Genomic DNA, 21,548 nt, shown 5'->3' on the forward strand with positions numbered 1-21,548 from the left:
GTCAGTTAGTGTACGTCGGCATGCCGACGTCGGTGTTGCATGAGTGGATTGCGCGGTATTCTGCTTCGTAAAGCGCTGAGTTCAACAGTCATGGTCGTGAATTTGATCGGGATTCAGTCAACTGCAGGCATTCCGTGAGTTCGCGCTTCGGAGTTTCGTTGGCGCCGAATAGACTTTGCTTAAAAAGCTGCTATGACCGTTTGGCCGGGAAAGGCACTATGTTGGTAGTTCAGGTGGGACATTAACTGTGAATATGATTCCCGCAGGTGGTTAATGTAGGGGTGTTTCTGCTAACACAATTGTCGAATTGAATGCCACTCCCGCTAGCTTGGCAGTTGTGCTAAATGGAGGATAAATGATATGAAGAACGAGCTGCTCACCGAAGGGGGCAAGACGTCGCGGTTTGACCGTGGCGCAGCAGAATTTGCGGAAGTGCCAGATATTGAATTGCAGGCCATTCATGTGGCCTTGAGTCGAGTACAGGCACTCATTGAATTCCAGCTGGATGGGACCATCCTGCATGCCAACGAAAACTTCCTGAACGCGGTGGGCTACACGCTGGAAGAAGTGCAGGGCAAACATCACTCCATGTTCTGCGAACCCTCGCTGGCCGCGAGCGAAGCCTATGGCCAATTCTGGGAGCGATTGCGCGGCGGCCACTTCGACCAGGGCGATTACAAGCGTGTCGGCAAAGGCGGCCGCGAGATCTGGATCAACGCTTCCTACAATCCCGTGTTCGATGCCGAAGGCCGTCCTTACAAGGTCATCAAGTTCGCTACCGATATCACCGCAAGTAAGCTGCGCAACGCCGAATATGAAGGCAAGGTTAGCGCTATAGACAAGGCCCAGGCCGTGATCGAGTTCGACATGAATGGCCATGTGCTGACCGCCAACAGCAACTTCCTCGACGCCATGGGCTACTCGATGGAAGACATCAAAGGCGAACATCACCGCATGTTCTGCGAAGCGGAATACGCCAACAGTATCGACTACAAACGCTTTTGGCAAAAACTTAACCGCGGCGAATTCGACAGCGGCCGCTATAAGCGCATCGGCAACGACGGCAAAGAGATCTGGATCCAGGCCACCTATAACCCCATCGTCGACCTGAACGGCAAGCCCTGCAAGATTGTGAAGTACGCCATCGACATCACCGAGCAGGTGAAGCTGGAGCAAAGCATCAAGGCCCAGGCCGAATCCGACGCGCGCAAGATCGAAGCGCTGCTGGACGCCGTGGCGCGCGCCGCGAAAGGCGACCTGACCGCCAAGTTGAATACGGAAGGCAATGAGCCGCTCGACCACCTCGGCGCCGGTATCGACAAGATGATGAACGACTTGCGCGGCGTGATCGGCCAGGTGGTGATGTCCGCCACGGCGTTGTCCGACGATGCCGAATCCATCGCCAGCCGTTCCAGCGTGGTGGCCAGCGGCACCCAGGCCCTGGGCGCAACGGTGGAAGAAATGAATGCTGCCGTGGACGGTCTGACCCGCTCCATCGACGCCATCGCCAACAACACCTCCGCCGCCAACGATCTGGCCAAGAGCACCCAGGATGAAGCGGAAGCCGGCGCCAAGGCCGTGGCGCGCTCGATCGAGGCCATGGATCTGATCAACCGTTCCTCCGAAGACATCGGCGAGATCGTCAAAGTTATCAGCGACATCGCCAACCAGACCAATATGCTGGCCTTCAACGCGGCCATCGAAGCGGCGCGCGCGGGCGAGCACGGCCTGGGCTTCTCGGTGGTGGCGGACGAGGTGCGCAAGCTGGCCGAGCGTTCCTCGCAGGCGACCAAGGAAATCTCTAAGCTCATCAACGAGTCGGTCAAGCGCGTGAACACCGGCAGCGAGATCTCCCGCCAGGCCAGCGAGGCCTTCGACAAGATCGTGCAGGGCGTGGGCAAGACCAGCCAGGCCATCGGCGTGATTTCCAGTGAAGCCCACGAACAGCTGCTGACGGCGCGCGAGGTAAGTTCGGCGATCCAGCACATCGCGGAAGCGGCCGAGCAGTCGGCTGGCAGCTGCGACAGCATCGCCGCCTCCACCGCGAACCTGAATCAGCGTGCGGGGGACCTGAACAAGATCGTCGCCGGCTTCGTGGTGTAAGCATGGAAGTCCTGCGCGTGGTGGCGGCGCCCGCCGCCGGAACAGTGACGCCTGCGCTGAAGTTGTTCGGCTCCTTTTTGCTGGGCAGCGACGAATTTGCCTTGCCCGCCATGTGCATTCGGGAGGTGGTCAATTTCCCGGAACGCATGACGACGGTGCCCCTGGCGCCCCATTATCTGGAGGGGATGTTCACGCTGCGCGGCAGCGTAATCCCGGTGGTGAACCTGGCCCGCCTGTTCGACCCGTCGGCACCGAAGGGCGAGCCTTGCCACAAGATCGCCATCATCGACCACCAGGATGTGCTGGTCGGTTTGCTGATGCACGGCATCGGCGAGGTGCTGCGCGTGCGTCCCGAGCAACGCAGCACCCTGCAATATGCGGGGGAGGCGGGTGTAGTGGCGGGTACCATCCTGCTCGACCAGGGACGGCGCCTTCTGCAGGTCCTGAACGTGGAGCGCCTGGTCTGCATCGAGAATGTGCCCCAGGTACTGGCCCTGCGCGCGGCGGGTGGCCAGGGACGCCAGCGCCAGTTGCACGCGGTTGGCGAGAAGCGCCATAGCATCACTTTCCGCGCCGCCGGTGCCCATTTCGCGCTGGAGATGAAGGCCATCCAGGAAATCGTGCAGGTGCCCGAACTGCAATCCTCAGTCCTGAATAGTCAATTGTGTTTGGGACGCATGCTGTTCCGCGGCAAGCAGATCGCGGTGGTGGACTTCGCGACCCTGGCCGGCGCCGTGCCGAGCGAGCCCCATCCCGGCCAGCGCGTGCTGGTGGCCCGCATCGGCGACGCCACCATCGGCTTCCTGGTCGATGCGGTGGAAAGCATCGACCACTTCCATACCGAGGACGTGATGCCGATTCCGCTGCTGAGTAAAGCGCGCAGTGGCATGTTCGCCGGCTGCGTGACGAGGGCAGGGCAGGACGATGTGATCCTGCTCGACCACGATGGCATCTTCTCGCGCAGCGAGATTGGCGAGCTGCATCAGGGGCACCAGAACCTGTTCCCCGAAGACGGCAAGGACAAGGCCGCGCGTGCTGCCGTCGGCCGCAAGGTCTATCTCACCTTTACCGTGGGCGACAAGTTTGCGCTCGAGCTGCGCCAGGTGCGCGAGATCATCGACTGCAGCGGCGACATCACCCGCGCGCCGGGTGTGCCGGACTACTTGAGGGGCGTTCTCAACTTGCGCGGCAATTTCGTCAGCCTGGTCGACCTGCGTGTGCTGTACGGCATGCGGCCCTCGGCGCAGCCGGACCTGTGCAAAGTGCTGGTCATCGAACGTGGTGACGAGCGCTTTGGTCTGATCGTTGATGGTGTAAATGACATCGTCACGGTGGCCGACTCGCACCGCTACCCAACGCCTAGCCTGATGCGCAAAGGCGAAGCCGATGGCCTGCAGGAAGAATCTCTAGAGGTTTTAGAGCTAGAAAGAAACGCCACTGTGTGTTTGCTACCGCTCAACTGCTTGACGGAAAAATTCTAGTATGACACTTAAAAATGTCAATCAGCCCCTTTTCAAGATTGGATGACGCCATTTGAATAAGAAGACAGACTTTAGCTAGGGAAGCGCTGATTTAGTCAGTTTTTGCACCACCGAGCTGCCGTGACGATGTGACGGAGCTGGGAAAAAAATAATCGAGTGTTGCAAGCCGATTGGAAGCGAAAAACGGCTGCTTTTTGCTTGCCGCTTCCCCCTTTTTCAAACTCTGGACGCAGCTTGGGTGTGCCAGCTGCCGAGGAACCTGCGCGCCAGCATCAGGTTGGCGAAGGCAAACAGCGAATACAGCTGCGTCGTATTCTTGGCCAGCCCACGATAACGCGTCTTACGATGGCGGAACCGGCATTTGACGACATGAAAGCAATGCTCGACCTTGGCGCGGACGCTGGCTTTGGTCTGCTCCAGCTTTTCGGTAATGCGCCCCAACTTGTCCTTCTTGAGTGCCTTGCGCAATCCAGGGCGCAGGGCAGTATGCCAGACCACCTTCGAGTCGGCGTTTTCTGCGCGCTTGGCAACACCCTGATAGCCGGCGTCAACGATCGCAATCACTTCCCCGCCGTGCAGCAGCGCATGCGCCTGTGTGACGTCAGCGACGTTGCCAGCCGTCCCAACAACGCTGTGCACCAGGCCCGTGGCCATGTCGACACCAACGTGCGCCTTCATCCCGAAGTGCCAGTCATTGCCTTTCTTCGATTGGTGCATCTCTGGGTCGCGCTCGCCATCACGGTTTTTGGTCGACGGTGGTGCCGCAATCAAGGTCGCGTCGACGATGGTCCCTTCGCGCATCGTCAGACCCTTGCTGGCCAGATGCGCATTGATCTCGTTGAAGATGCGCTTGGTCAGATCATGCTGTTCCAGCAGGCGCCGGAACTTCAGCAACGTGGTCGAGTCGGGCGCCGACTCATGCGTCAGGTCGATGCCGACAAAACCACGGATCGCCTGGCTATCGTAGATCGCATCCTCAACGCCTTCGTCCGACAAGCCAAAGCATTGCTGGGCGATGTACATGCGCAGCATGCGCTCCAGCCCAATCGGCGGACGGCCACGCCCATCGCCCTTCGGGTAATACGGCAGGATGACCGCCACCAAGGATGGCCACGGCGTGGCAGCCTCGATTTCAGCCAAGAAGCGGTCGCGCCGCGTCAGCTTTTTCTTGCTGGCGTATTCGGCATCCGAAAACTCGATTGCATCATCAGGACTCCATTGGAATGGAGGAGCCATTGTGACAGCTTGCCGGTCAGTTGCGCCGCAGCGCCGCGATTAAATCAGCGCTTCCCTAGTAGCCGTTCCGCCATCTTTGCGTCAACTCGGCCAATGTGAAAGCCGTAGTTTTGATGAGGCGGGGCACGAGTAGGACTTTTATCGCGTATGCCCGTCCCAGCATGGACCGTCATTAGGGCCGAAAGGTAACAGTTATTGAACGAAATGAGAGTCTGTTCGCGTCTGTTTGAAGTCTAGTTCCCCGGACATCACTTTTTTGAGTTTTTGGCGGCGTATCACCAATTATTGGCAGCTTTTTTCCGGGGGGGGGGGATAATTGCTTCTCCAAGATTAGGTTTGAGGAGAGATTGCCTGAGTCTTAGACGCTTGGTATCAGCCCTAAAAAAGTCGACGCTTAGCTGTTCCAATAAGTAAAAATTAGGTTCAAAAACTTGGGCTGAAGCAATTTGAGGAAAATATAATATTAGTGAAATACATTATTTCCTCCGAAATTAATAATAGTGGCTTGCCCATAAGTTATGCAATAACTGATCAATGTAATCTCATAATGCGCGTGGGGAATAATGGTATTTTTATCTTTTTTCGGCCGGTTGAAACTGCTGTATAAGTTTTTAGTCTTGGCTGGGCTTTGGATTATTGTTGCGCTCGTACCAGTGACGCTTTACATGCAAGAAACCGGTAAATATATGCATTCGGTTGAGATTGAGCGGGATGGAGTGTCATCAGTTTTGATGGGATTAAAAGTAGTACAGCTCACGCAGCAGCACCGCGGCCTGTCATCCCTCTTACTGGGCGGCGTGCAAGCGGTGCGGGAACCGTGCCGCGCCAAACGGCAGGAGGTGGATGCCGCGTACTCCGAGCTGGAAAAACTGGTCACAGGCCTGCATGACTCGGCCATCAGCGAATCCTTCGCCTCCGCTAAGCGCGACTGGGAAACCCTAAGAGATCGCGTGACCAGTGGCCGCATTAGCGTTCCGGAAAGCTACGCCGCGCACACGGCCTTAGTGCCCAAGCTGCTCAAGACCAGCGACCTGATCGGCGACGCCTACGGCCTCAGCCTCGATCCCGACAAGGACAGCTACCTACTGGTACAGGCGATGTTTTACCAGCTGCCTTACCTGGCCGAAGAAGTCGGCAAGATGCGCGCCAAAGGTGCTGGCCTTCTAGCGAAGAAAGAGGCCAGTGAAGAAGATCGTCAAGTACTGAGCGCGATAATCGGCCTGGTCGACAGCCGACTCGATCAGACAACGACGACTTTCGGTAAGGCGGCGGCTGCCAATTCCCATATTGAGAGCGAGCTCGGCGACGCGATGCGCGAAGTGGCGGAGGCTGCGCGAAAGGTGAGCTCGCTGGCTCAGGAGCAAATTGTGAAGCCAGAATTCCTGACTTACTCGGGGGAGCAATATGTCGCCATTAGCACTTCGGCTATCGACCGCCAGTTCAAACTGAGCGGGGCAGCTGCCAGAGAACTCACGGAGCTACTTGACGAAAAAATCCGTCATTTTCAAAAACGCCGCTGGATCATTGTCGTGTCTCTGGCCGGCTTATTAGCAGTTACGGGTTGGATTAGCCTTCTCATTTCGAAATCTGTGACAACGCCGTTAGCCAACGCAGTAATCGTGGCAGAACGGATTGCAGAGGGTAAGCTGATTGGCAATTTTGATGTTAGCCATCCGAACGAAGTAGGGCAACTGCTTCGAGCATTAGATGCGATGAGCAATAGCTTGAGAGGAATCGTATCTGACGTAAGTGTGAGCATAGACAGCATTAACGCGGCGAGCGGCGATATCGCTAGTGGGAATGCTGACGTGTCTGCACGGATTGAGGCTCAGGCTTCCAGCTTAGAGGAAACAGCCTCCGCCATGGACGAACTGACGTCCACAGTGAAGCAAAACGCAGACAACGCCGGCAGGGCCAACGAACTTGTGCAGAGTGCGTCTGGTGTAGCAGCTCGCGGAGGCGAAGTAGTCTCGAGGGTAATTCGCACCATGGCTGAAATCAATGATAGCTCACGACGAATCGTAGAGATCATTGCAGTTATCGATGGAATTGCATTCCAGACGAACATATTGGCACTGAATGCCGCAGTAGAAGCGGCGCGTGCAGGAGAGCAAGGCCGAGGGTTTGCCGTAGTGGCCGCTGAGGTGCGCAACCTTGCGCAGCGTTCGGCTTCAGCCGCAAAGGAAATCAAAGATTTGATAACGCTCAGTGTTGAGCGGGTCGAGTCTGGCAATAAGCTTGCGAGCCAGGCCGGCACAGCGATGCAAGACATAGTGAAAAGTGTCGAGGGAATCACCAATATCATGGCCGAAATCGCCATGGCGTCTAGGGAGCAGGGCATGGGCATCGAGCAAGTGAATCTTGCGGTGAGCCAGATGGACGATACGACTCAACAGAATGCAGCTTTGGTTGAACAAACCGCCTCTGCCTCTGAGAGCCTGAAGGAGCAGGCGCAATTACTGGTTAAGGCGATAAGCATTTTCCAGATTGAGGCAAATATGGAGGGATACTCGAGTTCGTCGGCGAAACATGTTCCGAAGTTAGGTAGACTTTCCGCGAAAATCTCGCGAGCGATTTAGATCGTATCTACAGAGACGTAATTTGCTCCATACATGCGCGCGCGAAATGATGAGGCAGCCATCTCTCGCGGCGCTGTTTTCGCTTGCGCCGAAGAATTAAGCATCTTTTTAGAGCAACATCGGCTGATTATTAGTCTTTATAAGTCTAACGATACTTGCAGACTGGGCCACTCGTCGCTAAGAATTCCATATCCGATGCAGTTGCGCATCTGTCCCCCGCAGATTCGCTTACGAGGAAAAGCTCCCTCGCGAGTAAATCCCAAGTTGGTTAGGATTCGCGCAGACCAAGAATCCTCGGCGTCAATCTCAGCGCTGATTCGATTGAAGCGCCACTCTTCAAAGATGTGGTGCATGACTTCTGCCAAGCCTTCGAACACCCAGCGATTGTTTTGATGGTGAGGGGCAAAGAAGAACTCAAAATCGCACCGGCGGTGACGTTGATCTATCGACTTCAGCCGGATGTGTCCGATGACGCGTCTTGGATCTTGAAGCGTAAAAATTAAGTGTAGTCCGGTTCCTCTCTCATATTCTTCCAATGAGGTGGCGACGTAAGCTCTTGCTTCGTCGGGAGTTTTCCAGACGCTCTCGTCAGCGTACATGGATGCTTGCGCACATCCGTATAAAGCAGAAAGTGCCGCCACATCACCACCAGATACGCGATGAATTTCGAATTTTTGTGTGCTGATAAAGATGGTCTTGGTGTTCAAAGTTCTGTCACTTCAGAGAGAAGACTAACAGCATAGATCTGTGAGATTTGTCGTCGAGACAGATTTGTCCGAATTACCGCCATTGCCTGTGAAATGTGTTGCTGTCCATTGCTGACATCCGAGCGATGTACAGGAAGCACTAAGCCGGCGCGTTATGGCAGTAACCGCGCGAAGATTGTCTGTTTCACTGAGGAAATAAAATTCACAATCATTGCAGACCAAGACATGTGCAGGAGATTCAAAGCCTTCAAGGGCGGAATTGCCTTCGTGTTCCTGGTATGAGCTGAGCGTATGCGTTGCAAGCATAAATTGGATTGCAGGCACCATTGATGAATGAAGTAGAGCAAGACAGAGCAACGGCTGTTTTCTTCATCGTTGAACAAACCGCTGGCTTAGCTCGAACTGCCAGTCTCAACCCTTAACGTACATGGACTGTTAGGTCCTCCGAACTTTGAGAAAGGTAGTAGGAAATGCGCTATGACAAAGTGGCCACTGAAAAGATCGTTAAGGCCGAGCCTTTGGACTACGATCCATGCCGTCTTTTGGATGCGATGAAAGAGATTCTGAGGCTAAAAAATGATGCCGCGTTAGCACGTACTCTGAAAATCAAGGCCTCTACTGTGAGCAAGATACGACATGGAAGAATTGGTATCAGCGCGGAGACCCTTATCAGGATGAATGAAGTGTCTGGCGCCCCTATCAGTGACCTGAAGTATCTGCTCGGTTCACGGGCCAACGCGGAAGACTTGACGCAAGAGCGTTAAATACATAGTTCGAGTGAGAGTCTCGGCTTGCCGATTGGCTCTAGATTCTCTTTGCATCTGAGGAGCTGGAGAGCGCAGCCCTCCCCATCGCCTTGCAACCCGGAGCCCCAATGAGCTTAAGACGAGCTTTCAGAAATGTTAGTACCTTCGATGTGTCCGTTGGGCTAATCGGTAATGATGAAGTATCCAATAGTGCAGTTGACGAAAGCGCTGTGCGTTTCTACGTGTCCATGCCGTTTAACCAAGTGCGTGTCGCTGATTTTTTAATGGGGCCTCTTTCGAGCTTTAGTGCTATTTCTGTGAGCACTAACCTGGCGAGCTACACTCTTGGCAATAATGAGGTGAATCTGGTCGCTACCGGAAGCGTTTCATTTACCGGTAAAGGAAACTCGCTTGACAATTGCATTGAGGGTGTCGCAACTGCTGGAAATAAGCTTGAAGGCGGAGCTGGCAACGACACTTTGATAGGCGGCAGTGGCAACGACAGCTTGCTTGGCGGCGATGGCAGCGATAGCCTGGCTGCTGGCACCGGCAACGACACGGTAGATGGAGGGAGCGGTAATGATGTCGTTCGGTTGGCTGGCAGCCTGTCTGATTACCATATCGCTCGCCTGAACCCTGCGGACACGCAGCTGGTGAGTGAGGCGCGGGGGATCTCGCTCACGGTACGCAACGTTGAGAGCTTCAGCTTTGACGACGGCATACATTCGCTGGCGGAAGTACAGAAGGGTCTGTTCAGCAGCGGTAATGACCGCATTGTTGGCACAGCAGATGCCGATATCTTGGCTGGTGGCCTGGGCAACGACACCATGCTTGGCGGCGCTGGCGACGATATCTATATCGTGGAACAGAGCGGCGACGTCGTCATTGAGTCTGTTAACGAAGGTTTTGACACTGTTAGGACGGCCTTAGTCAGCTACATCCTCAAAGATAATTTCGAAGGCCTGGAATATAGAGGCGCTGGAGCGTTTACCGGCACTGGGAACTCGCTGGACAACGTTCTGACAGGTGGCGCGGGCAACGACAAGCTGAACGGCATGGCGGGTAACGATACGCTGTGCGGCAACGGCGGCGCAGACCGTCTAGATGGAGGCGCGGGGGACGATACCGCTGTCGTGCTCGGCAATTTCGCCGATTACAAGATTGTGCGCTTGAGCGCGACCGATACGCAGCTGGTCAACAACGTCACGCATGAGACGGTGACCCTGACTGGCATCGAGTCCGTGAAGTTCGCAGATATGGGCACGCTGGCGGTGAGTGCCGTGCTGACCAATGTGGTCAGCATATACGGCGATAACTTGGTTGGCGGCGCTGGCGCCGATACGCTGGATGGTCTGAAGGGCAATGACACTATGGCCGGCAAGGACGGCGATGATACCTATGTGGTCGACAGCACAGGCGACGTCATCGTTGAAACGGCAAACGGTGGCAACGATTTGGTTAAGGTGGCGATGTCGTCAGGTGTGTTCGCGCTTGGCGCCAATATCGAATCGGGAATCGTTATTGGCACCGGCACAGCAGGGATTACAGGCAATGAGCTGGACAACGCACTGACAGGTAACGGCGCAGCGAACGTGCTGAATGGTGGCGCAGGCAACGACACCATTGACGGCAAGGGCGGTGCGGACAAAATGGCGGGCGGCACCGGCGACGATACTTATTATGTCGACGTGGCCAGCGACACGGTTACTGAGCTGCTCGGCGATGGCTTAGACACAGTACTATCCGCAGCTACTTCTTACACGCTGTCGGCTAACGTCGAAAATCTGACATACACAGGCGCCTTGGCGTTTAAGGGCATCGGCAATGCGCTGGATAACACTCTGACCGGCAGCAGCGGTAACGACTCTCTGAGCGGCCTGGCAGGTAACGACAAACTGTTTGGCGGTGCTGGCAATGACACCCTGCTGGGTGGCGACGGCAACGACTTCCTGAACGTCGGTACTGGCGTCGATATCGCCGATGGCGGTACGGGAGACGACACCTTGGTGGTCCTTGGCAATTTCGCCGATTACACGCGCAGTCGCATCTCGCAGTCAGACACGCTGTTGGTCAACGCATCCACTGGCGAGAACATCACCTTGCGCGGCGTGGAAAAAGTACTGTTTGCTGATGGCGAGAAGACCCTGGCAGCCATTCAGTTTAACGTTAAGAGCACGCTCAATGACGTGCTGACCGGCTCCGACCTGGCAGACACCATGGATGGAGGCCTTGGAGCGGACACCCTGCAAGGTGGCTTCGGCGACGATATTTTTATCGTCGACCAGGCAGGCGATGTCGCTGTCGAAGCGCCATCCGGTGGGCACGACACCGTGCAGGTCGCCTTCACGAAAGCAGGCATCTACGCCCTAGGCGCCAACGTGGAAGACGGCGTAGTAACAGCAGCGAGTGCGCTGGCTGTCGGTATTACGGGGAATGAGCTCGATAACCACCTGACCGGCAATACGGGTGTCAACGCGCTGACAGGTGGTCTCGGCAACGATACGCTCGATGGCGGCGCAGGGGCTGACAAATTGGTCGGCGGCTCGGGCAATGACGTTTATTACGTGGACAATGCCGGCGATTCGGTCATCGAGTTAGCCAATGAAGGTGTGGATCGCGTAATCACAGCGCTCACCAAATACACGCTGACCGCCAACGTCGAAGATCTGGTGTACTCCGGCACTGCAGGTTTCGCAGCCATGGGCAACACGTTGGACAACACAATTACTGGCGGTAGCGGCAACGATACGCTGCTCGGTGGTGACGGCAACGACGTGCTGCGTGCGGGCGCTGGCCATGATATTGCTGACGGCGGCGCGGGCAACGACGTAGTCGAATTGAGCGGCAATATCGCCGACTATGCGACCACCCGCGTCAACAACACTGACCTGATGCTGACCAACACCCATACTGGCGACAGCGTTACCCTGCACAACATCGAGTCCGCCCACTTCAGTGATGGCGACCTGACCCCAGCACAGCTGGCGGTGAACGTCAGCAGCAATTACAACGACAACTTAATTGGCACAGCAGGCGATGACCTTCTCGATGGCGGTGTCGGAGCCGACACCATGGCTGGCCTCGGCGGCAATGACTTGTATTGGGCGGACAACAAAGGCGATGTGGTAGTTGAGCAGCCCGGCGGTGGCGACGATTTCGTGATGGTCAATTTGGGGAGCAATGGGGACACTTACCAGTTGCCCGCCAACGTCGAATGTGCCCAGGTAGCGAGCAACTCGGCTATTAACCTCACAGGCAACGATGCAGATAACAGCTTAATTGGTAACGCTGCGAACAATGTCCTTATTGGCGGCGTTGGAAACGATTATCTTGACGGCCGTGGAGGCAATGACACAGTGGACGGTGGTTCCGGTAACGACTCATATTATGTGGACTCCTCCGGCGATGTAGTAAAGGAAGCTTCGAATGGCGGCACGGATGTGATTTTTACCGCAATGCCAAGCTTCGCTCTGCCGAATAACGTGGAAGACCTTGTGATTACCAGCTCAAGGGGATCTCTGGGTATAGGTAATGATCTGGATAACTCCATGTGGGGTGGGGCCGGAAACGATACCCTCGTCGGCGGCGCTGGTAATGATTTCTTATCCGGCCAAGGTGGGAATGACATACTGACTGGCGGTACGGGAAGCGATGGTTTCGTCTTTTATTCTGTCGAGGGAATGGCCAAGATCACAGACTTCGAGACCAAAACGGACAAGCTATGGTTTTCTCACAGCGGCATTCCGCTGGGGAATGGCGGTAGTGCCATCGACTTAGCTGCAGTGATGCCGGGTGGCGTCAATTTCGAAAATAAATACCAGTATGTCATTTTTACAGCCCACTCCACTTCGTTGTCTGTAACAGATGCCGCACAAGTAATTGGTAATTCAACTCAAGCGTATGCCGTTGGCGATTGCCGTCTGTTTTTCGTCAATGACGGTAACTCGACAGGGGTATTTCTGTTCAAGTCAGCTGACCAGGATAGTCAGGTGACTCCAGCTGAGCTAACAAGACTAGCGGAGCTTGTTGGGGTCCCGAATATCAATCCAATTGATATCGGCGTCTTTGCCTAAGTCAACGAGCCGCTCCCTCTACTAATCGGTTCGCAATTTAACTGAGTCCTGAGGAGCTTTCCCTCCGTGACGGCTCATCCACTATGCATCTACAACCAGCATTCCACCAATTTATGAAGAGAAGATTTCTAATCGTTCCCATTCTTTGCCAGGCAGCTGCAATCGGGCTGGTGTTGCTTGTGTCAAGGGCGTATGCCCGTGATACTGCCGTTCAGTTAATCCCGAGGTCTGAAGAGATTGCCACTCCTTTTTTTGGAAGGCCGCACAGCCATCGTTCCGCCGTCGGAAGCAGCGTTATTGTTACAAAATCCTCGACTCCGCGTCAGGGGGCAATGCGCGCGGCCGCGGCTGTGCCAGACTGCGCTGCTGACCTGAATACCACTCTAAAGCTTAGCGGTGCAGAGCTGGTAACACGAATCAGTTCATTGAATGCGTCGTGTATGGACAGCCGCCATCAGTTTTTCGAGATTAATCCTGCCACATTGGGCTTCTATTCCAATCAAAATATGCTGTCTGTGGCAGAAGCGCTTCGACAGCAAGCTCCAGCCTACACTCCTGACAACCCGGGCGGGGTACGGCAGATGTTGATCTATTTGCGGGCCGGAGAATATGTTGCATGGTTCTCCGAAGGCGCATTGGTTTTTGACTCGCAAACGCGCTCAGCAGTTGAGAATGCACTGTTGACCTTCTCAGCAAACGCATACTTTACGGATGCATCGCCACAGCACTCATTAGTAATGTGGGATTACCTAGTTGCAGCGGATGGAGCAGATCGAAACGCGACATTGCTTCCGACGGGTATTCGTTACTTGGAAGGTGTGATGAGCAATTCAAGCCGATCAGAAGAGCAATACAAGGCCGTTTCAAATTTCTTCGAATGGGTCGCTCGCCGGGCCAACAACGGCGATGCTGATTGGATACAGATTGTAGGCGCGAATGCCACTCAGTATGAAGGCTTGTTGTTCCGCGCCGCGACCTTCATGAGCGAACCCATAACTGAGATGACTGGTACTAGCAAGCGATTAGCGTACAACTCTGCCTTAGCGTACGCGAACTTGTTAAGGTATCCAAGCACACGAGATTTGATGCGCGAGCATCTGCAAGACCTTCTTGGTCATTACGAACGGTTCTCAGGTCCCTTCATGGCTGTGGCCAGTACAGTGGATTTCCTTGGCGTCGATTGCTCACCGTATGGGCTTTGTCGCCAGGCACTTGAGCCGGAACTTCGAGCGTTGGCTTTCCCAAACACATATACGTTTGATGATGGCAAATTGGTGATGCAAACTGCTGTTGACTTGCCTAAAGCGCGACAGCTTTATCTCGCTATCAAACAAGTCAAAGCCCAGTACGTTCGGAAGACCGGCTTTGCTACGCCTTTGGCCGACGATACCAATGATGTACTGACTATGCGAATTTATGGTACACGGGCAGCATACGAAGATTGGCAGTGGTATCTCGAGGGCCTGGATACCGACAACGGGGGAATATACATTGAGCGCGGGGCTACGTTTTATACCTATGAGCGTACAGCCGCCGAGTCTACTTTAACGCTAGAGGAATTGCTAAGGCACGAATATACCCACTACCTGGAAGGCCGGTACACTGAACATGGGACGTTTGGCGACACCATTTATGATGGCAATCGCCTTACTTGGTTTGACGAAGGGGCAGCAGAATTTTTTGCGGGCGCAACCCAAGCGAGTGGCATTAAGCTTCGGCGGGCGACGCTTAACAAAATAAGAAACGATGCTGAACGGATGTCGGTATCGCAGTTCGTTGGTGCCAGCTACGACAGCGGCTTCAATTTTTATTACTACTCATCGGTTTTCTTTGCTTTCCTGGATGAGCAACGTCCGCTTCAGTTTCGTGCACTTTTCAGTACGCTTCGAAGTGGAGACATTGCAGCTTTTGATGACCTCGTAAGGACTTTCAAGGCTGATCCCCTGGTACAGCGCGACTATGACTCATATCTCGACAGGCAACTGGCCGCATTCGGTACAGTTCCTGAATTTCAAAATGGTGAGCAGTTTGATCCCGCGACTTATGCGTTAGGTACACCAGAAGAGGTACAGAGCAGCCTGCGAACATTTTTCCCCGCTGTAAATTGTGTTCTGGCGTTCCAGACGATGGATGCTCGCGCTGGATGCACTGGTACTCTCGACAAGCAATTAGCTGACAAGACTGTCGACTCTGCCATCAAGGCTGCGGTGGCGACAGGGCTGAATAATTGGCGCACCTTCGTATGCAATTACGATCTCAGTGTAGTAGGACCGAGTATTCCCTACTACTGTGAGGTAGGTGTGCGTGGAGTAGGGGTCCCGTTTCAGGATATCCCGGTAGCGCCTCACTCAGTTGTTGCAACTCCTGGGGATAAATCAGCGACCATCAATTTTGTACCGGGGCTCGACGCTTTCGGCCAGAACGTCACGACTATGTACACCGTTATGGCAAGTCCGGGAGGAGCCAATGCGAGTGGACTTGGGACCTCTCTAATAGTAAAAGGGCTTGAAAATGGAACTGCATACACCTTCTCTGTCGTGGCAACTCGCAGTGGCCTTGCCAGCCTAGCGTCTTCGCCTAGCAACAGCGTAACTCCAACGGCTCCCGCGCCACTGTTGGCTAGTTCTCAGTCCGGTGCGTCTGGCATTGGAGCTTGGTTCGAGGTTGTGAGTGGAGGAATCAATATTCGTTGGATTAATCCTGTTCACGGCTCGTACTCGCTCGAACTCGACAATGGAGCGCAGTCTTTGTATTACGGAGGGCACTTTATTGACCATGCCCCGGTGCTGTTTGACGCGTTCCATCTGACAGGCGCGGAGATGTTGGTGGGACGGTTTATGGAATACGATGACCAGCAACATTTCGTGCGAGAGCATGAAGCGTTCCGAATTGATCTAAGCCTATTATCCGTTGGGAAGTTGCCGGCGCCTCGCGTGGTGGCAGTCCGGGCGGCCGATCGTCGTGCATTCGTCGACTTCGCGCCTGTCGACGGCGCCGAGAGTTATACAGCCGTGGTCAATCCAGGCGGCAGGACTGTAAGCGGGACCGCAAGTTCGATTTTAATACCAGCGTTAACAAATGGAACGTCTTACTCAATCACCTTATTTGCTACACGCGGTGGTAAAAATGGTTTGGTCTCATCACAGGTAACTGTGAAACCACAAAGCATACCTGCATTGCCAACAAGCTTTGGCATTCAAGCTTGGGTTGAATTAGTGAGGGATGGGTTCGCAATCCGGTGGCGTAATCCGGTTGGTGGACAATATAAGTTGAACCTCGACAGTGGCTCACAATCTCTTTACGCTGGTCAGCACGATATAGACGGTGCTAAAGTAAATTATTCACAATTTCACTTTACTGGGCAGGAAATATTGACTGGTCATTTCATTTTGAATAACGCTGACGGAAGGTTTGTTCGGGACTACGCCCCATTTGTCATGGATTTGACAGGACTAATGCCGTTCGGCAGCGGTAGTGGTAACACGACTCCGCCTGGTAGGCCTCCATTGGCTAACCCTCTTCAACAACCTCGCCCCTGAAAGCGAAGTCTCGCACCGGAGACCAGCAGTGCGCTTTGGCTCGTTGGAGTTACTGCGACTGGTGCGATTTCGATTTAATGCCAAGCTTGCAGACCTCTGTGAGGAATGTTTTCTCAATTCGCAATCCTTGAGTAGGCGTTTGCGGGTTCTCAGCGGCGTAATGAAACGTCTTAGGGGCTCAAAGTTTCAAACGCTTCTCTACGTCGGTCCGCGCTACTGGTACCGCACGACCAAGTATTGGCCAATCAAGGTGCGATTGACACGCTTCTACACTATCGATTTTAGAGGACCTACATGAAACAAAAAGAAGACCGCAGACGCCTGTTACCAATCGACATTTCTCTTCCTGAGACCCTAGAAGTTGCCGGTGCAATGTTCGTTCGCCTTACGACGGCTACAGACCTGCGGTCTTTTTGGGAACTGCATAAATCACGCTTCTCGTTTGCGGCAAAAGGAATCGCGCTCACTAATGGGCAAACGTTCTTGCATGGGAGCGAATGGATCTTCGCGCGAACCAAAGCCGAACTTATTAAAGCCGTGACAAGATGGGACGAAATCGGAATTCAATGTATTTGGTATGACTGGGCTACAGCCGCGGCATCTGATCATGCAGGCTGGTTCCAGGATAGAGATCAATATCGAAATGAATGCTTGAAAAACCAGACTTGGAGCAGCCAAGATGAGCTGGAGTATCAAGCCGACTGTCTAACCCGGACGCCGGAGACTTATCGGGGCTGGTGGACGTTGCAAGTCGAATCGCAAGGCATTTCGGCTGATGACTGGCTGTCCGGCTCCGATGGTATCGAAGTCTTCGACAAGACATTGACGATTGACGAAGTGACGAGGCGAATGCAAGAGTTAGCTTATGAGTACTTCTATTGGGATGGTCACGACGTTGTGGTAATGGATGCCAATGAAGTGGATGATGAGATTCAGCATTTGTTGAGCGAAAAGTTTAGAGAAGACGGTTAAGGGGAGAGGCTCATCCATGGTTGATTTCGAGTTGGTGCTGATTTATCAGAACTGACCATCCCATGTACACAGTGGTTTAGCTCGTCATCTGTCGCTGGGGTCTTGGTTATTGGGCTTCCGCTGAATGAGTTCATGAAATGAAACGCTGCATTATGTCGGACTCTCAATAATCGTTTTGGTTGCTACCTGGCGCTAACATGGTGCTTCCATCTTTCTATACTCACAGGTCACCACGTCGATTGAGCACGTCGCCACTCGACGGTTGGGCCAACCCATCGCAAATGAATGGAGCCGAAGTGACCGCCTCGCTGGTCGGGTAGATACGGCAGCGGCGAGGGGATACCGGTCTCTGTGGGGCTAGGACTGAGATGACCGACACGCAGGCGAAGATAGTGCGTGGTCCGAATGACTGTCGAAGTTATCAGAAGTGCTCTGATGATGAAAGGCTTCTTGATTTGCGAATCAGGGGCCAGCGGCTATTCCTTGCAACCCTCTAGTAAAGATATCCTCCCTTAAGCATATGCTATGGGAGGTAAGTTTCTTTGAGCATGTCAAATGCTTGATGGTACGCATTTGGTTATTCCCGCTGTTCTAACTCGCGGATACCAATCTGGAATAACCTGGCGATTCTCAATTGAGGATATGCATTCGCCCGCTACGCGGTCGGGCAACCAGGCGATAACGATGAGGCCCTGGCTGCCGGTCGGGCGTTGCGAAATTGGCGTTGGTCTCCGTGGTGGGGCGACATCACCGCAACGCCTAGTGCAGATCGCTCATGCCAGTGCCCAATGCGGCTTTCATAACTTCGAAGTGTGAAGAGCGTTGCTTGCGTGCGATGCCACCTTGATGGTCAGTAAGTCACGAGAAAATTGGATCAGCAGCTGAGAACCTAGAGTCGTGGCTACAACGCGTCGGAGTAGAGGCTGGTGTCACTGAAATATTGCCGCCGGTTGAAAGAGCCTGTGCGCAACAAAAGAGTTCTAGGGTTGGTTCAACGAAGACGGCCGACGACAATAACGCGAACATGTTTGCAGCCGCTTATCACTGACGGCTCATCCAATGATTTCGCAAGCAATCACAAGAAAGGAAGTTCTCCGGGTAACGCCGACTTGAATTTCTTGGCTGTGTATCGTCAATTATTGGCAGCATTCGCGGGGGGGGGGGGGGTAGAGTTGCCTCGCCACGATTCAGATAGCCCACGGCAACGACGCCTTGTGAAATTCTTGTCTCTAGGTTGTGCGCAAATTGGCGTTCCCCGATTTCAATTAAGCGGAAGGAGATAATTGTGTTCGCATCTTTTCTTGGGCGCTTGAAACTGTCCCATAAATTTTCCGTCCTAGCTTCGCTTTTTATCGTGGCTGCACTAGTCCCAGTAACGCTTTACATGCTAGAGGCCGGGAAAAATTTGCGTGCAGTCGAAATTGAGCGGACGGGTTTGCCAACGGTGCTGACGGGCCTTAAAGTGATACAGTTGACTCAGCAACACCGAGCGCTTTCCGCGCTTGTGCTAGGCGAAAAGCATGGCGCACAAGAGTCGCGCAGAGTTAAACAAAAGGAAGTGGATGCGGCTTTAGCTCAGCTAAGCAAATTGTCAGACGCCTTGGCAAATCCAGCAATCAATGACTTGTTGATCTCAGCGACGCGCGACTGGGAAAAACTTTGGAATGGTGTTGCAACTGGTAGGCTCGACATAGCTCAAAGCTACACTTTGCACACGGAGTTAGTGTCCAAGTTTCTTAAGATTTACGACCTGATTGCAGAGGCTTACAGACTTAGTCTCGATCCCGACAATGATAGCTATCTCCTGATCCAGGCCGCCTTTTATCAGCTGCCTTACCTTGCTGAGGAGCTAGGTAAGGCGCGAGCGATCGGCGCGGGAATGTTGGCCCGTAAAGCGGCGAGCGCTGAAGACCGACTACGCCTCAACGCAGTCATCAGCAATTTGAGCTACCGCCTGAACCAGACTATCACGTTCTTCGACAAAGCTGGCGCTGCAAATCATAATATTCAGAGAGTAATTGGTAAGAACATGGATGCAATGTCGGAAGCTGCACACCAGGTGATAGAAATGGCGCAGGATCGAATCATCAAAACCGAAACGCTGAGCTATTCGAGTGAGCAATATGTAGCAATTGCCACTGCCGCTATCGATCAACAGTTTGCCATTAATGAGTCGTCGGCTAAAGAACTGACGGAGCTACTTGATGAAAAAATTCGTCATTTTCACAGACAGCGTTGGATCATGGCCTCGTCTTTGGCGGGTCTATTGGCAATCACGGGTTGGATTAGCCTCCTCATCGCAAGATCTGTCACAACGCCACTATCCAAAGCAATCGTTGTGGCAGAACAGGTTGCACAGGGCAAGCTGATTGGAAATATCGATGTTGGCCCTCCGAACGAAGTAGGGCAACTGCTGCGAGCCCTAGATGCGATGAGCAACAGCTTGAGAGCCATTGTGTCCGATGTAAGTACTAGCATTGACAGCATTAACGCAGTCAGCAGTGATATAGCCAGCGGAAATGCTGACGTGTCTGCACGTATTGAAGCCCAGGCTTCGAGCTTGGAGGAAACAGCATCCGCTATGGATGAGCTCACCTCCACAGTAAAGCGCAACGCTGACAATGCCGGCCGGGCCAACGAACTCGTGCAGAGCGCTTCCGGTGTCGCAGCCCGCGGAGGAGAAGTAGTCTCGCGGGTAATTCACACGATGGGTGAAATCGACGATAGTTCGCGCAAGATCGTAGAGATCATTGCCGTCATCGATGGCATTGCGTTCCAGACCAATATATTGGCGCTCAACGCCGCAGTGGAAGCGGCACGTGCGGGGGCGCAAGGACGTGGCTTCGCGGTCGTCGCCAGTGAAGTGCGCAATCTAGCGCATCGGTCGGCTTTGGCTGCTAAGGAAATCAAGAATTTGATTGCACACAGTGTTGAGCGAGTCGAATCTGGCAATAAGCTCGCGAGCTTGGCTGGTGCGGCGATGGAAGACATCCTAAAAAGTGTCGACGGGATTACGGGGATTATGTCCGAAATCGCCATGGCGTCTCGGGAACAAGGAATGGGCATCGAGCAGGTGAACCTTGCAGTGAGCCAGATGGACGAAACGACTCAACAGAATGCAGCTTTGGTTGAGCAAACAGCCGCTGCTTCTGAGAGCCTTAAGGAGCAGGCGCAATTGCTTGTTAATGCAATCAGCGTCTTTCAGCTGGATGAGCGTGATGTAAGTGTTTCTCCTTCTTCTTTCAACAGCACTCTGAAGTTGAGTCGTCGTCCCTCAATTATGATTTCAGGAGCGGTTTAAGTTGAGCGCGTGAATAGAGAGGCGTCGGACTCAACTCAACTACCCTACCAAGCGCTGGCTTAGCCTTATGGCTAGGCCAGTGGAGTATCTGAGGTGTGGAAATAACCGGCTATTCGCCTGGACCATCGCGTGCGACAGTGGGAGATAGCAGCTACATCACACTATGGAAAGCAGCCAGGTGCGGAAATTAAAGTCGGTTGCATCGAAAACTGATAATCATCTAGCCGTCCCCCTTCGGCCGAGCCGACGGATAAAGTCACGGTACGAATCCGAACTTTATCGAGGAGGACGTCATGTTGTTTTGTGGCATTGATCTTCATTCCAACAACTGCTTTATCGTCGTCTCCGACGATGCCGACACGGTCGTGTATTCGAAGCGGTTGCTCAACGATCTGGCGACCATTTGTGTGGCGCGGAGTCCGTATCGGCAAGAGCTATTTGGCGTGGTCGTGGAGTCCACGTATAACTGGTACTGGCTGGTTGATGGCTTGTAGCAGCTGGGCATTCGCTCCACTTGGCCGATACCACGGCGATCAAGCAGTACGATGGTCTCAAGCTTCATGGCGACGAATCCGATGCGCGTCATCTTGCGCACGTTCTTCGGCTTGGTCTGCTGCCGAAAGCCACATCATACCCAAAGCCGATCGCGCGTTCCGAGACCTTGCACGCAGGCGCATGCAGTTAGTTGGGCAACGGACGTCACAGATCGTAAAAGTGATGACTCGCACCCAAAACGAATTCACGAACAGCTACAAAAGAAGAGTCTTGAGGAGGATATGGGGGAGTGAAGCGAGGGGCGGACTAAGCGAGT

At 53.9% G+C, this 21,548-nt stretch carries 11 protein-coding genes; 9 read left to right on the forward strand and 2 right to left on the reverse strand.

Translation table 11 applies throughout. The features are described from left to right. The first annotated feature begins 360 nt into the window (after positions 1–360). Positions 361–2,103 carry a methyl-accepting chemotaxis protein gene (locus AB4Z19_RS27885; RefSeq protein WP_442036783.1) on the forward strand — a complete coding sequence of 581 codons (1,743 nt, stop codon included), beginning with the start codon at positions 361–363 and terminating at the stop codon, positions 2,101–2,103. A 2-nt stretch (positions 2,104–2,105) separates the two neighbouring features. Continuing rightward, entirely contained in the window at positions 2,106–3,584 is a 1,479-nt protein-coding gene (locus tag AB4Z19_RS27890) for a chemotaxis protein CheW (protein WP_442027041.1), read from the forward strand. A gap of 216 nt (positions 3,585–3,800) precedes the next feature. Here AB4Z19_RS27890 and AB4Z19_RS27895 read toward each other — a convergent pair whose 3' ends face one another. Further along, the gene (locus tag AB4Z19_RS27895; protein WP_442036785.1) at positions 3,801–4,820 is read right to left on the reverse strand and encodes an IS5 family transposase; all 1,020 of its coding nucleotides are present in this window, start codon (positions 4,818–4,820) and stop codon (positions 3,801–3,803) included. Positions 4,821–5,383: 563 nt separating this feature from the next. On the opposite strand from AB4Z19_RS27895, the gene AB4Z19_RS27900 reads away from it, so the two are divergent. Beyond that, the gene (locus AB4Z19_RS27900) at positions 5,384–7,399 is read left to right on the forward strand and encodes a methyl-accepting chemotaxis protein (RefSeq protein WP_442036787.1); all 2,016 of its coding nucleotides are present in this window, start codon (positions 5,384–5,386) and stop codon (positions 7,397–7,399) included. Positions 7,400–7,536: 137 nt separating this feature from the next. Here the strand turns inward: AB4Z19_RS27900 and AB4Z19_RS27905 are convergent, their stop codons facing one another. Continuing rightward, positions 7,537–8,106: a GNAT family N-acetyltransferase gene (locus tag AB4Z19_RS27905; RefSeq protein ID WP_442027046.1), complete on the reverse strand. Its 570-nt coding sequence runs from the start codon at positions 8,104–8,106 to the stop codon at positions 7,537–7,539. Positions 8,107–8,576: 470 nt separating this feature from the next. Between AB4Z19_RS27905 and AB4Z19_RS27910 the strand changes: the two genes are divergently transcribed. The 6 genes from AB4Z19_RS27910 (at position 8,577) to AB4Z19_RS27935 (ending at position 21,231) form a co-directional block, all read left to right on the forward strand. Further along, on the forward strand, positions 8,577–8,870 hold the full coding sequence (locus AB4Z19_RS27910; RefSeq protein ID WP_442029952.1) for a helix-turn-helix domain-containing protein: 294 nt from the start codon (positions 8,577–8,579) through the stop codon (positions 8,868–8,870). Positions 8,871–8,980: 110 nt separating this feature from the next. Next, a complete protein-coding gene (locus AB4Z19_RS27915; RefSeq protein WP_442036789.1) occupies positions 8,981–12,925 on the forward strand; it encodes a hypothetical protein in 3,945 nt (1,314 codons plus the stop codon). A gap of 332 nt (positions 12,926–13,257) precedes the next feature. Continuing rightward, complete coding sequence (locus AB4Z19_RS27920; RefSeq protein WP_442036872.1) at positions 13,258–16,464, forward strand: collagenase; 3,207 nt, start codon at positions 13,258–13,260, stop codon at positions 16,462–16,464. Between the two features lie 294 nt (positions 16,465–16,758). Next, positions 16,759–17,436 (forward strand): hypothetical protein, encoded by a 678-nt coding sequence (locus AB4Z19_RS27925; protein ID WP_442029285.1) that lies wholly within the window; start codon positions 16,759–16,761, stop codon positions 17,434–17,436. Positions 17,437–18,721: 1,285 nt separating this feature from the next. Continuing rightward, positions 18,722–20,737 carry a methyl-accepting chemotaxis protein gene (locus AB4Z19_RS27930; protein WP_442029255.1) on the forward strand — a complete coding sequence of 672 codons (2,016 nt, stop codon included), beginning with the start codon at positions 18,722–18,724 and terminating at the stop codon, positions 20,735–20,737. 293 nt (positions 20,738–21,030) lie between these two features. Then, complete coding sequence (locus AB4Z19_RS27935) at positions 21,031–21,231, forward strand: hypothetical protein (RefSeq protein ID WP_442036791.1); 201 nt, start codon at positions 21,031–21,033, stop codon at positions 21,229–21,231. Positions 21,232–21,548: the final 317 nt, after the last annotated feature.

It is taken from the genome of Pseudoduganella sp. RAF19 (assembly GCF_052114165.1).
In the GTDB taxonomy this organism is placed as follows: Bacteria; Pseudomonadota; Gammaproteobacteria; order Burkholderiales; family Burkholderiaceae_D; genus Rugamonas.

Excerpts from the sequence above, each read along its gene's own strand:
- AB4Z19_RS27895 (WP_442036785.1), bottom strand. The coding sequence starts at position 4,820 with ATGGCTCCTCCATTCCAATGGAGTCCTGATGATGCAATCGAGTTTTCG.
- AB4Z19_RS27890 (WP_442027041.1), top strand. The coding sequence starts at position 2,106 with ATGGAAGTCCTGCGCGTGGTGGCGGCGCCCGCCGCCGGAACAGTGACG.
- AB4Z19_RS27915 (WP_442036789.1), top strand. The coding sequence starts at position 8,981 with ATGAGCTTAAGACGAGCTTTCAGAAATGTTAGTACCTTCGATGTGTCC.
- AB4Z19_RS27885 (WP_442036783.1), top strand. The coding sequence starts at position 361 with ATGAAGAACGAGCTGCTCACCGAAGGGGGCAAGACGTCGCGGTTTGAC.
- AB4Z19_RS27910 (WP_442029952.1), top strand. The coding sequence starts at position 8,577 with ATGCGCTATGACAAAGTGGCCACTGAAAAGATCGTTAAGGCCGAGCCT.
- AB4Z19_RS27925 (WP_442029285.1), top strand. The coding sequence starts at position 16,759 with ATGAAACAAAAAGAAGACCGCAGACGCCTGTTACCAATCGACATTTCT.
- AB4Z19_RS27920 (WP_442036872.1), top strand. The coding sequence starts at position 13,258 with ATGCGCGCGGCCGCGGCTGTGCCAGACTGCGCTGCTGACCTGAATACC.
- AB4Z19_RS27900 (WP_442036787.1), top strand. The coding sequence starts at position 5,384 with ATGGTATTTTTATCTTTTTTCGGCCGGTTGAAACTGCTGTATAAGTTT.
- AB4Z19_RS27935 (WP_442036791.1), top strand. The coding sequence starts at position 21,031 with ATGTTGTTTTGTGGCATTGATCTTCATTCCAACAACTGCTTTATCGTC.